Here is a 13,329-nt window from a genome sequence, read left to right on the forward strand (position 1 = left end):
TTCTTTATGACTATCCGTTTAGTAGGCTGCGTATATAACTAGCTAGTGTCGGACGTGGCAGAATCCCCTCGTTAGCAATACTCACTTGGTCGTAATAAACGCTTGTTGGCGCTCCGTATTCACCTGCCCCTTTTAACCATACAGTTCCTAGCCTTAGCTCTTTCACAGGATAGCTCGGGCTATTCCACTCCCCTCTATAAACTATAGCATTATCAAGGTAAATATTAATTGCTTTGTCGCTGTTATTTATATGCACATATACCTCGTGCCATTTTTCTTTCGATATAACATGTCTTCTAGTACTAGTGTACTTTGGTATTTCAAATATATTTCCGGCAACTCCAATCTTCCCTTTTCTATCCATCACTATCACTACCGATTCCGTAGGAAAGTAAATTCCACCAAGTGTGAATGCTTCTTCTGTAAACGAATCTATCCTAGTTGAAAAGTGCCACACCACATTGTCTGGTGGCGATTCTTCTAGCTGGATATCACGATGTATATTCGGAGCAACATATAGATGTCTGCTTAATGCCGCTACTCCTTGACGCTCAGAGAACTCTGTCAGCCATGTGGTGTCAATTACGGTCCAATTATCCAGTGATTGGAACTCGTCACTAAAGTAAACTACAGGCTCTGGAATCGCCCTAAGCTCTAACAACCACCCAACGCAAGCTAATACTAACAAGGCTAGGCTCAAGCCAATCACTAGCATTATTAAAGTTTTTTGTGTATACATACAATCCTCCAACTCTAGCTATATCTAATCACTCTAAATATACCGCTACTATGTTGCTATACTCTCTACTGTTACAACAACTCTATAGGAAGTCGTCAATGGACTAGATAGCTGTAAATTGATATGTTCTAAGCTTACAAAGTCATTGCCTGCTTCATAAGCAGGTGCTTCTTCTAAATCAGAAAAGCTACCTAAATTAGCTAGCAATCTACTCTCATTATCAAATATTTCTACAAAATAATAGAATGTCGGTGTTTCATTGATACCTATTGATTTTGTCGTTTCCAAGCGGAAATTCAAATATATCATGTCAGCTCTAGCATCATAGCCTGCAATTTGTATGCTAGTAGGATAAGATGTCCCCAGTATAAAGTAGTTACCTGCTCCTTCTACTGTTTCATTAAATGGTGTCGCCTTAGTATATGTTTGACCAAATACGGTTGCAAAAACGACGATTCCTATCAAAGCAGCTATGCAAAGCTTATATGTTCTCTTCACCGCTTTCACCTCCCAATCTTTCTTTCTAATAGCTTATTCATGAATTATTATGTTGACTGTTTGTTTGTCAGTTGCCACGTAAAATCCGCACAATATATTACTAATAAGAGTTTTTAAGAAAGGAATGCTTGCTATGCTATGGAAAAGACGAGTAATTATCTATATAATAATTATCTTTTTAGCTATACCGCTGCATGCTATTAAAGCACCTACAGGAAGTGCAGACTCACCAGATACTACCTATATTGACGAAGGAAAAACTGTAACTACTGAAGCATATGAAGATAATGGATATAATAGTGATGATGGAAATAGTGGAGGTAGCGAAGGCACAGGTTACACTGATGAAATCGAGAACAACGAGGATGCTGAATACACTGGTGGTACTGAAGACAATGGGGGAATAGACGAAGCGGAGAATGTCGAAGATGTTGAGGGTACAAAAGAAGCGGAGAACATCGAGAAAGAGGATATACAGGTGATGGAAGAACCTGAAGAAAATAAAGAATATGAGGATACTGAGACTGTAGACGAGCAGACACTTGGCTCAGACATCACTTTATCAGCAGAAGCTATTGACTCGCCCTTGACCCAAAACAACATTCATGGTGCCATGCTTAGACTCACTTTAACTAACGAAGAGTTTGTCCCAAATGCTTCACTCAACTCATTCATATTAAATAATGCGCCCCCAGTTTTAACGGTTGTTGGCTTCAACAGGAATAACTCATATAGAAATATGGGTTTTCTCGAGTTAGCCTTTACAGGAGAAATTGATAAGCATTATCTAGACTTTACGATTACAGTACTAAAAGAAGCCACTAGGGGAAGTCTCGATTTGAATAGTAATGCAATCCCTATTTTTTATCTAGTTGATGGTAATATAAATATCTATGCTACAACAAATCCAAGTCTGTTGTATGAGAAAAACCTTCAAGGCTCTGTCATCAACTTAACTATTAATGAAGGATTTTTTCAATCTACTTTAAATTCATACGACATACAGTTAAACAATGCGCCGCATGGTGTATCTATAGGAACAGTGGTAAGGGATACACCTACTCAGGCGCGAGCTATTCTGAGTTTTAATAACGATAACTACTCACTAGATGGCGATGTATTCTTTTCGGTAACTGTATTATCATCGGGCATTAAGAGCGCATCTAGTGCAACCAGCAATTCATTAATGATAAAAGCCACACCTAAGATTGATGGACATGGAAGCTATACTTCCTTAGAAAAGTCTTATCCAACTTATATTCAAGTGGTGGGGTACTCCAGTGCGAATAATCAATTACAAATTTATTTTGACCTGCTAACTACACGTTTTGTCGATAGCACGCAAACTGTAACATTCCATTATTTTGCCGAAGTGTATAATCAACAGCAACAGCTTATTGGTAATGTTGGTGACTATAAGAATACGGAGATAGCCATTAGTAGCAGTGGAGATAATATAGTACAAGGAATTACTAAAGCAATTAATTTAAACCAGCCTTTAAGCGAGGAATATCGAGTAGTTATTACGGTTAAATCAGTGTTAATTAATAGCTCATAGGTTCATACATTATATAAATTATGAATCCCTTTACTATATTCCTAACGATATCAGTCATTCTACTTGTTAGCTTTGTTCGTGGGGGGGGTATCTTGGCGCACTAAGTAAAGTAGATTCCGCAGAAGCTACGATTCGAGACTTCTTTGTATTGGGCAACCGCTATTGGTTCAAATTTTTTGTTCTACAGTGTGTATTGATGATTCCCTTTGTATTAATGTTTGTTCAAAAAGGTCTGTACTATCTATCTTTTTTGACAGTTCTCTTATTTTATGTGAAATTTTCGATAATCCTTGATAAAGGGAGTATCCTGCAAAACTTTAAAAAAGGGCATGAGTTCCTCTGGGAGCATCTAGGATTGACGATAAAAATGGCTTTCTTCTTTGGGCTACTATTTTCTCTAATTAGTTTTGGCATTTCCATGCTTGTACAGATTGGTATAGTAGGTATTTTCATAGCTAGTGTTTTTACAGCGTATTTCGGGACTATTGTGAATAAGGCCGTACTTGAAGTTTATCGCGAATGTAATGGAATTCATTAGAAATAATAATCTTCGTATTATAATAAAGAAATGGACTGACTGCTAATACAAAGCTACCAGTATGGATTGATTATCCAAACACTTGGCTCAAATAAGGTTGCATCTTAAATTTTTTCGCAAGTAATGGGCGGTCCTGCAAATACAGAACTATGTCAGGACTGCTACCCTCGACTATATCCTCAACAATTATTTTTGACAGCAGTTGGCTATATACAGTCCCGTTGTCGCCAAATCCAAACAGGAAATAACAATTAGGATATTCATCGTAAATACCGATGATAGGAAGCCCATAGGTTGCTGCAGGTCTACTAAATGGATATTTAGACTCGATGTCTTTTTTAGTTAAAAAAGATAGTTCAAAGCCATGTTGCTTTAATAAATTATACTCTGCTAGTAAGCTTGCGACATCCTCTTCACAGCTAGCGGAATAGAGAGTATCCCGTCGAGAGAATTCGTAATCGATTTCTACGGTCGTTGAGGCTGACTCGATTTCATTAATGGCTCCACTAAGTAACTGCAAATGTCGATCGATATAATCTTTCCCAAAACTATTGATCAATTTTGTAAACATTTTCTCGCCATTTGAGTCCCCCTAGTCTTAAGTTACATACTAATAATATTTCCAATCCGTTATTTAGAATTCAAAAAAGTACATTGGCCAAATCAAGATCCTAGAAAATAAATGGCTACTAAATGGTTATTCTATAGTATGATAGAACAGCACTCTTAGGAGATCGTTAATATATTTAGTTACAGTAGGAGGAATAAAGTTTGTCTGTAAGAATGAAAGTACCTTTTGCATATCGGGGCAAAGAAGATTTTCCAACTGAATTGGCCAATTGGATTGGGGATGTTTTTTATGATATTCTCCCAGACCACGGATACGAAGTGCGTGAAGAACAGATATATACTGCTTTTCAAATTGCAGATGCAGTTAGTAATAAAAAAGTTCACTTAGCGGAAGCTGGACTAGGCACAGGGAAGACATACGCTTACTTACTATCAGCAATAGCCTATGCTCGTTTTAGCGGAAAACCGGCAGTTATTGTAAGTGCTTCAGCAGCTCTTCAAGAACAACTGGCAGGACCAAATGGTGATATTTTTACACTTTCAAACGCACTAGAGTTAGATGTTGATGTGCGAATGGCAAAAGACCAACGTCAATATATTTGTGATGAGCGATTTAATGACTCTAAAAATATTATTGTAGATAATAAGTACTCTAATGAGATTAACCAATGGATAGCGAAAACAAAAACTGGTGAACGTACAGAGATACCTTCTATACCTGACCGAGTTTGGAAGCAGATCGCATGGGATGAAAATGTAGCGTGTGACACGTGCTCTAGCAGCGGGTTTTGCAAGCTTGTAAAGGCTAGAGAAAAATATCGGCCAGCTAGGGATTTGATTATTGCTGACCGTGGGATCTTCTTTGAAGATTTATGGACTCGAGACGATCGTATTGCAGATGGCAAATTACCGCTACTCCCCAATTATTCTTTAGTTATTTTTGATGAGGGGCATAAAGTTATACTTCCTGCAGCGATGATGGCAGGACAACAAATTAATAAAGAAGTAATCGATAATATTATCTATTCGTTAGAACAAATACAGGGAGCAAGAGATTCTTTAATTTCGACTGTAGTTGCTTTAGAGAATGTTTCAATAGATTTTTTCGAAGCACTTAATAGCTGTGTAGTTGAAGATGACCTTTCACATCGTTTGCCAATTAAAGTAGACAATAAACTGCTTAAAGCAGCAGGTGCTTTCCATAAGCTATTAGATCGATTGCTAATGGAGCTACAAGTTGAACTAGAACTATATACAGAATCACTAACAATAAGGATGTTGCAAACATATGAAAATCAAATAGAAAAGGCAATGATGGCATTAGATTGGTTTGGCGAAAATGATAGTAGAGATGTAATCACATGGGTAGATCAACTTGATGAAAGTTTTTGGGTAGTTCCCCGTAATTTAAGTGAGTTGCTAGATATACACTTGTTTCAAAAGAAAATACCTGTAGTATTTACTTCGGCAACTTTAAGTAATGAAGGGGATTTTAGTTACTTTTCACGTACACTTGGTTTGAAAAATCCATCAAGTTCAACTGTTGGAAGCTCGTTTAACCTCAAAGAACAGGTTGTTGTCTATTTATCTGATGCAATGTCAGAGACCTCTGAAGATGTTAGGTTTACTCGTGGCATAGAACAGTTAGTATCTTTGCTGAAACAAAATGGAGGACGAGCCTTAGTACTAACCAATTCCATAAAAGAAGTTCGGAAAATTAGGAAAGCATTAAAGTGTTATGAGTTGCCTTTTGAAGTTTTTTGGGAGGATAAAGGAGAACGGGGATACATAGTTCGAAAATTTCGAGAGGAAGTATCATCAGTACTGATTGGTGCTAACTTGTGGGAAGGAATAGACGTACCTGGTGAATCATTATCTTTAGTCGTAGTATGGCAGCTCCCATTTCCGTCATTAGATCCTTTGGTTGAGGCTCAACGTAAAGATGCAGTAGAAGAAGGATTGAATCCACTGATTTCAGTAGACTATCCTGAAATGGGGCTTAAACTTAAACAAGGCTGCGGCAGACTTATTAGAACAAAGGATGATCGAGGTTCAATAGTTATTATGGAACCAGTTATCGGAACACCATGGGAAAAAGTTGTTCTAGGTGCTTTACCCCCAGGAGCTAAAATTGAAAAATTAAGTGGTATTTAAACTCTACTCATAAAATTGGCAGACAATTACTGTACGCTGCCTAATATTACTACTATAATAAACGATAAATATAGTATAATTAACAAACTAAATGTATAGTAGACAAGCCTATGTCTACAAGCATGATATGTAGGCAAAATGAAAGAAAAGAGGTGGCTAATGATACAGTTTATTAAGGGAAATAAAGCCGAAGAAAAACTAGTGATAAAGGAAAAAGATACTAGGATTAAAGAATTATTAGATCAAATGACACTAATAATAGTAGAAATCAATCAAATAGTAAATTCCACAATAGAATCTACGGAAGAAATGGGTGAAACTGCTCGAAATCAATCTACAGCTATGGCGGAATTGCTAGCTACGATAAAGGAATTTACTAAAGGAACTGAAGAAATTACTACTAGTATAATGAAGCTCTCTGATAATATAGCTAGCACTTCAGAAAAAAGTGAGATTGTTAGAAGTAAAACAACTCATATGGTAAATATATCTCAACAAGGTCAAAAATCAATGGAAAATACGGATAACTATGTTAGCGTTGTTATGAAATCAATTGCTCAGCTATCAGAATCTATGAAAGAGGTGGATGCCTCTACAGCAGAGATTAAGAGTATAATACAAGTAATAGAAAACATAGCAAGGCAAACAAACTTACTAGCCTTAAACGCGTCAATTGAAGCAGCAAGAGCAGGAGAATATGGAAAAGGTTTTTCGGTAGTAGCTCAAGAAATTAGAAAATTAGCTGAAGATGTTACAAAAGCGACACAAAATATAGAAAAGTTAATACTAGATGTAGAAGTTACTACAAAAAAAGCATTAAATGATACAGTATCAAACAAACAAAGTATGCAGCACGTTCAAACATCGGTAAAGGAAACAGATACTGTTTTTGAAGAGATGATAATTTCTATAAATGAAGTGCAACAACAACTGAATGTAATTGTAAATGAAATAAAATCAGTTAATGAATTTACACATGATATTGCTAGTATTACAGAAGAACAGTTGGCAGGATCGGAAGAGATTTTAGCAGCATCAGAAAGTGTTGACGTTATGGCGTTAAGAACTCTGGATAACAGTAAGATGGTTTCAGATAACGCCGAACGTTTGTCTAAACAATCAAACAATGCTGCAACGCATATAGTAACTCAAATGAAAAATATTGCTGGTACTAGCGGTGAATATGGGTACATTTTCTACAAACATAATGTTGAAGGAGTTTTTGAATACGTAACAAAATCTGTTGAAGGTGTACTTGGTTATACTGTTCAAGAATTCATGAAGAATTTTGAAGATTTTATAACCGATAATCCAATTAATGCGAAAGGCCTGGAACATACGGAGCTATCAATAAAGGGCGTCCAACAACCTAAATATAATTTAGAACTGCTTAAGAAAGATGATACAAAGTGCATGGCGGAAATAACAGAGTTTCCCGTATTTGATGATAAAGGAAAAGTAATTGCAATAGAAGGTCTTGTACAGGTGAAAACTTAAAATATAGTTTATATTTTGCTAATGTAAACATAAAAGGATGCCCCTAATATTTGGGAGGCATCCTTTTGCATGAATAGCTCTACTTAGTATAATTATCAAAATATCCTTTAATATAAATCATCGGAGTACCTTTATCTCCACTACCTGATGTTAAATCAGATAAAGAGCCAATTAAATCAGTTAATTTACGAGGTGTGGTACCCTGGGCTTCCATTTTCCCGACTAAATCATCCTCTTTGTTGCCAATATAAGCAGAAATTGCTTGTTTTAGCTCGTCTCCACGAAGGTGAGAGAAGTTATTATCTGCTAAATACTTTAGTTTTACTTCATTGGGAGTTCCGTCAAGGCCTGCAGTGTAGCCAGGTGATACCACAGGATCAGCCAGCTCCCATATCTTTCCGACAGGATCTTTAAATGCACCGTCTCCATAAATCATGACTTCAACTGTTTTACCAGTTGCTTTTTTGATTTTGGCTTGAATATTATCAACTAAAGGCTGACAGTCATTTGGGAATAGTTTTACACTATCCTCTGTTGCTTTATTTGAACCGAGCAAACCATATGCATAATTACAGCCACAGCCGTTGATTGATTCGGAAAGAATATCTGCAAGGTCAAATACTTTCTCAGCACCATTAGCATTTAAAACTCGTTTTGTTCTAAAGCGTGTGTGAATATCACAGGCTAACACGCTTTTCGTATAATCAAGTATTGTTTTCGGATTATTTGAGAAGATGATTTGGCAGGTGGCGCCTTCAGCTTCAATTAAGCTTTTATAATATTCGATATAGTCCACACCAGTGAAAGTGTGTTTTTTATAACCAAAATGCTCACGAAATTCAGCTTCTGTTAAAACATCAGTCCATGGGTTTACACCTTTTATATCTAACTCATCGATGTCAACTAGGTGATTACCTACTTCATCAGATGGATAGCTGAGCATTAAGGTTATACTCTTTGCCCCTCTAGCAATACCTCGTAGACAGGTTGCAAATCGGTTACGACTTAGAATCGGGAAAATCACACCTATAGTATCATCTGCAAACTTGGATTTAATATCATCTGAAATGTCGTCAATCGTCGCATAGTTTTCTTGTGCACGGGCTACAACTGATTCAGTAATAGTTACAATATCACGGTCATCAATAGAAAAGCCTTCGATTTTGGCTGCATTTAAAACTGTATCAACTACTATTTGCTCAATGTTATCTCCTCTGTTAATTATGGGTCCGCGGAGGCCGCGTACCACTGTTCCAACTACTCTGTCCAATATTATCTCTCCTTACGAGTATACATAATTATGTATGTACAATTTTAAGTCTTATTTTACTATACTTTGTGCACTTATATAAGAAAAAAATAATTTTTATTAAACTTCTAAGACATTATTGGTTAATGCTAACTTTTCCTATGTGATAAATAAGAAAAAATAATGACAGAAAGCTAGGATGCTGGTAGAATAGAATTATTAAAATAGTTATAATTGACGTGCGGGGACTGGTGAATAACTATATGGAGACAGAGAAATCTACACAAGTAGATAGCAATAGTAGTAATCCTAATCTTAAAAATAGAATAAGAGAGTTAGTTGAAAACGAAGTATTTCAAAAAATAGTAATAGCAATAATAGTGCTTAATGGGCTGATTATTATTACCGAGACATATTTAACGGGGAATCGATTCCTACTCTATTTAGATCGAATCATTGTCTGGATATTTGTAGTCGAGCTAGTAGTTAAAGTATATGGTCTCGGAGTTAAAAGGTATGCGAAAAACGGCTGGAATGTCTTTGATTTCTTCGTTGTATCAGGAAGTATAATTTTTTACACAACTCCGTTCATCAGTGCGCTCCGACTATTAAGGGTGCTACGCTTATTAAGAATGATACCTGCAATACCTGCACTACGTAAAATCATTGACGCTTTGCTTAAGTCCCTGCCAGCATTAGGCGGAATTGTAGGGTTGTCGGCATTAATTTTCTCGATTTATGCAATTATTGGCACAACATATTTTAAGAATATTTTACCGTATGAGTTTTTTGGTAGCTTTCATACATCGCTCTTTACGTTGATGCAAGTTGTAACCTTCGAATCATGGGCTAGCCAGGTCGCTAGACCAGTTATTAACGAGATACCTTGGGCATGGATGTACTTCGTATCATTTATTGTTATTGGAGGACTCGTTATTTTGAATCTTGTAATAGCTGTTATTCTTAGCTACTTAGGTCAGGAAGATGAGGCTAATCGTGAGATTCATATGGAGCGGCTCTATAAAGAGAACCTGGAACTTAGGAATGATATCAAAGAAATAAAACAAATACTTTTGAATAACAACAAGCGCAATATGTAAGGTGAAAGTACTTTTAAAATTGAGACATAATCTAAGGGATGCTAAGGTAAAACTAGGCATCCTTTTTTATTTGGAAAAACGCAAGCAAATTAATAATGTACATGCATACTTTGTATATGAGGGGGTTAATGTATGCTAAGTTTGCTGGCTAGTAGCTATAAGGACTTTAAATATACATATAAAAAATATATAGTTTTTGAATTTATATACTTACTATTAACGAGTTTTTTGTTTGTTCCATTAATAGCATATATCTTTAATAGAGCATTAATAGCTATGGGTTCAAGCTCACTGTTAAACAGTGATGTTTTCAAAATAGTATTAAGTATTGAAGGCGTTATAGGGTTGCTTGTGATAGGGTTGATAGCAGTAACTGTAATATTTATAGAGTTTGGTGTATTGATTGTAATTGCCAATCAGCAATATCTTAAAAAGAGCGTATCTATTATTGAAGCAGTTATCACTACTGTTAAATACATTCCTAAAATTCTAAGGATTAGTGTTTTACAATTGATACTGTTCTTAGTAATCTTAATCCCTTTTATAGATTTGTCACTCTCTCCTACGCTAATGGAAGGTATAGAAATGCCAGCATTTTTAATGGATCAAATTGTAGACTCCTATCTGTTATTGTCCTTATATGTTGTTGGGTTTATACTTATAATCTACTTTTTCATAAGGTGGCTCTTTACGCTGCACTTCATCATTATTGAGAACAAATCAACTGTTGATGCAATAAAAGCCAGCCATAAGCTAACTCGTAGCAATAAAACACGAATCCTATTTGCGCTATTGGCATTAAACGTCATTATTTCTGCTCTGGGTATATTATTAATAGCTGTATTAAGTTTCGCGCCATCTCTAATAGGGGTGATTGATAGGAACTATTTTATAGAGAACTACTTAATTACCCTATCGAGTTTTTTAACATTTATCCTTGCGCTCTTGCTGACGCCAATCAACATTATTGTAATTACGAGACTCTTCTATCAAGCTAAAACGATTAATCAAGCACCTATGATTTATAGCAGCGTGCAAACATACGAGAGTACTAGACTTGCAAATATGGAAGAAAGAATGTTCAGGTTCTTCGGCAAGAGGAAGCAACTGCTCATATTCATTGTTATCTTTAATTTAGTAGGAACCTTTGTGTTGAATTATCATGTCAGTAGCGACGTTATAAACTTAGGAAGAAGCGTGGAGATAGCGGCCCATAGGGGAGACCCTATTAATGCACCAGAGAATTCAATTAGTAGTATCCGAGCGGCTCTAGATCAAGATGTAGATTTTGTTGAAATTGACGTGCAGATTACGAGAGATGGAGTTGTCGTATTGCACCATGATTATACCCTCACAAGGGTAGCTGGAGTTCCGTATCGGGTAGCTGATTTGACATATGAACAGCTAACCAGATTAGAGGTTGGAAGCTGGTTTTCACAAGAATTCTCTGGGGAGAAGATACCGACCTTAGAAGAAGCAATTTTAGAGGTTAAGGGAAAAGCGAAGCTCATAGTAGATGTAAAACCTTATGGTCCCAACAGAGCATTAGCAGAAGGGATTGTTGAACAAATTGAGCGACATAACATGGTAGGGGAAGCCTATGTTCAATCATTTCAATATGAGGTATTGCAGCATGTGAGAAGCCTAAATCAAGATATTATAGTGGGGCAAATTATGTTTTTTGCAATAGGAAATTTGTCAGCCCTAGACGTCGACTACTATGCTATAGAACAAAGTATGCTGTCAAATCAATTTGTCAAAAATGCCCGTAGGGATGGCAGAGATATATGGGTGTGGACTGTCAACCACGAACAAGACATTAAAGAAGTACTTAGATATGACATAGATGGGATTATAACTGATTATCCAGAGCGAGTTAGAGCACTAATCGAACCTAATATATAAGTCGATGAGGTTATGGTGTCTAGCTATAATGAGACAAAATTGGTCTGGCAATCAGAAAGGTATGACTATATAATGAAATCGTAGATTTCAACTACTAGAAAACCTTTCGGGAAGTGATTATGTGAAAAAAACCATTGATAAATGTAATGATATAGTTGAGAAGGACAAGCTAGTATATTCGTCGGCAGGTAGAATGCCGTACTATCCGTTAGTAATAGCTAAGGGGCAGGGTGCTTTAGTAGAGGATGTAGATGGTAATCAATATATAGACATGTTAGCCAGCGCTGCAGCTTTAAACACGGGCCACGCCCATCCTCATATAGTTGCTGAAATCACTCAACAAGCACAGAAGTTCATACACTATACACCTGCATATATGTTTCACGAGCCATTAGTTGAGCTCGCTCAAGAGCTAATAGATATAACGCCAGGCAGTTTTGAAAAAAGGGTCGTGTTTGGCCTTTCTGGATCAGACGCCATTGACGGTATGATTAAACACGCAAGGGCTTATACGGGTAGAAGTATTATTATATCGTTCGTAGGCGCTTACCACGGTGCAACCTATGGGTCGTTGTCGCTTTCAGCTATAAGCCTAAATATGCGTAGGAAAATAGGGCCGATTGTTCCAGATATGCATCACATTAATTATCCTAATTGTTATCGATGCAAATATAATCTTGATAATACCACCTGTGACCTAGAGTGTTTTAAAGAACTAGAGGAAGCATTGAGTAATTATATACCTATAGATAACGTGGCAGCAATATTGATAGAACCTATTGCTGGAGATAGCGGAGTTAATGAGCCTCCACAAAGGTATTTAGACAAGCTATATAATCTATGCAAAGAAAATGGAGTGCTATTTGCTGTAGATGAAATACAACAAGGTTTCGGAAGGACTGGAAAGTGGTTCAGTATCGAACACTTTGGCATAGAGCCAGATATTATTGTAATGGGTAAAGCGATAGCATCGGGAATGCCAATGAGTGCGATTGTTGCGAGGGAAGAGATTATGCATTCTTTAGAAGCCCCTGCGCATTTATTTACAACTATGGGCAATCCAGTTTGTTGCAAGGCGGCATTGGCAACTATAAATGTAATCAAAAATGAAGAGTTAATTAAGCAGGCTGAAGAGTTAGGGGCGTATATGAAAAAGCGCTTTGAACAAATGCGAGAAAAGTATGAAATAATAGGAGATGTGCGTGGCAAAGGCATGTCTGTTGGTGTTGATCTAGTAAAGAACAGAAATACTAAAGAGCCAAACAAAGAAGCAGCAGCTAAAATATGTTATCGAAGCTGGGAGAAAGGTGTAATCATTGCGTTTATTGCTGGTGGAGTTTTACGAATTCAACCTCCACTAGTAATAACGAAAGAACAAATAGACACTGCCCTAGATGGTATTGAAGCATCGATTCAAGAATATATTGCAGGAAGTATACCTGATGATGTGCTTAATGTAGCGAAAGGTTGGACAAACTAAGCTGGAATATAATTCAATTGAGAAGTAGCTTGGAAGTGGGG

11 protein-coding genes are annotated in these 13,329 nt (G+C 36.6%); 7 read left to right on the forward strand and 4 right to left on the reverse strand.

What is annotated here, in order from left to right:
• Positions 1-10 precede the first annotated feature (10 nt).
• Together BHF68_RS06145 and BHF68_RS06150 are read right to left on the reverse strand one after the other, a co-directional pair.
• Positions 11-739, reverse strand: coding sequence for a hypothetical protein (locus BHF68_RS06145; RefSeq protein ID WP_069642764.1), 729 nt, complete (start codon positions 737-739; stop codon positions 11-13).
• Between the two features lie 48 nt (positions 740-787).
• A complete protein-coding gene (locus BHF68_RS06150) occupies positions 788-1,237 on the reverse strand; it encodes a hypothetical protein (RefSeq protein WP_069642765.1) in 450 nt (149 codons plus the stop codon).
• 133 nt (positions 1,238-1,370) lie between these two features.
• Between BHF68_RS06150 and BHF68_RS06155 the strand changes: the two genes are divergently transcribed.
• Both BHF68_RS06155 and BHF68_RS15225 read left to right on the forward strand, forming a co-directional pair.
• The gene (locus tag BHF68_RS06155) at positions 1,371-2,795 is read left to right on the forward strand and encodes a hypothetical protein (protein WP_069642766.1); all 1,425 of its coding nucleotides are present in this window, start codon (positions 1,371-1,373) and stop codon (positions 2,793-2,795) included.
• Positions 2,796-3,150: 355 nt separating this feature from the next.
• Positions 3,151-3,333, forward strand: a complete 183-nt coding sequence (locus tag BHF68_RS15225; RefSeq protein ID WP_141706240.1) for a hypothetical protein — start codon at positions 3,151-3,153, stop codon at positions 3,331-3,333.
• Positions 3,334-3,403: 70 nt separating this feature from the next.
• Here the strand turns inward: BHF68_RS15225 and BHF68_RS06165 are convergent, their stop codons facing one another.
• A complete protein-coding gene (locus tag BHF68_RS06165; RefSeq protein WP_069642768.1) occupies positions 3,404-3,904 on the reverse strand; it encodes an FAD-binding oxidoreductase/lyase in 501 nt (166 codons plus the stop codon).
• 200 nt (positions 3,905-4,104) lie between these two features.
• Here BHF68_RS06165 and BHF68_RS06170 point away from each other — a divergent pair, with 200 nt between their 5' ends.
• Positions 4,105-6,057 (forward strand): ATP-dependent DNA helicase, encoded by a 1,953-nt coding sequence (locus BHF68_RS06170; RefSeq protein WP_084019248.1) that lies wholly within the window; start codon positions 4,105-4,107, stop codon positions 6,055-6,057.
• 159 nt (positions 6,058-6,216) lie between these two features.
• Positions 6,217-7,554 carry a methyl-accepting chemotaxis protein gene (locus tag BHF68_RS06175; RefSeq protein ID WP_069642769.1) on the forward strand — a complete coding sequence of 446 codons (1,338 nt, stop codon included), beginning with the start codon at positions 6,217-6,219 and terminating at the stop codon, positions 7,552-7,554.
• Between the two features lie 79 nt (positions 7,555-7,633).
• On the opposite strand, the gene BHF68_RS06180 is transcribed toward BHF68_RS06175, so the two are convergent.
• Positions 7,634-8,824, reverse strand: a complete 1,191-nt coding sequence (locus BHF68_RS06180; RefSeq protein WP_069642770.1) for a coenzyme F420-0:L-glutamate ligase — start codon at positions 8,822-8,824, stop codon at positions 7,634-7,636.
• Positions 8,825-9,066: 242 nt separating this feature from the next.
• Here BHF68_RS06180 and BHF68_RS06185 point away from each other — a divergent pair, with 242 nt between their 5' ends.
• The 3 genes from BHF68_RS06185 (at position 9,067) to BHF68_RS06195 (ending at position 13,288) form a co-directional block, all read left to right on the forward strand.
• Positions 9,067-9,903, forward strand: coding sequence for an ion transporter (locus tag BHF68_RS06185; RefSeq protein ID WP_069642771.1), 837 nt, complete (start codon positions 9,067-9,069; stop codon positions 9,901-9,903).
• Positions 9,904-10,035: 132 nt separating this feature from the next.
• Entirely contained in the window at positions 10,036-11,808 is a 1,773-nt protein-coding gene (locus BHF68_RS06190; protein ID WP_069642772.1) for a glycerophosphoryl diester phosphodiesterase membrane domain-containing protein, read from the forward strand.
• 133 nt (positions 11,809-11,941) lie between these two features.
• Entirely contained in the window at positions 11,942-13,288 is a 1,347-nt protein-coding gene (locus tag BHF68_RS06195) for an aspartate aminotransferase family protein (protein ID WP_069642969.1), read from the forward strand.
• The last annotated feature ends 41 nt before the right edge of the window (positions 13,289-13,329 follow it).

The organism is Desulfuribacillus alkaliarsenatis (assembly GCF_001730225.1).
In the GTDB taxonomy this organism is placed as follows: domain Bacteria; phylum Bacillota; class Bacilli; order Desulfuribacillales; family Desulfuribacillaceae; genus Desulfuribacillus; species Desulfuribacillus alkaliarsenatis.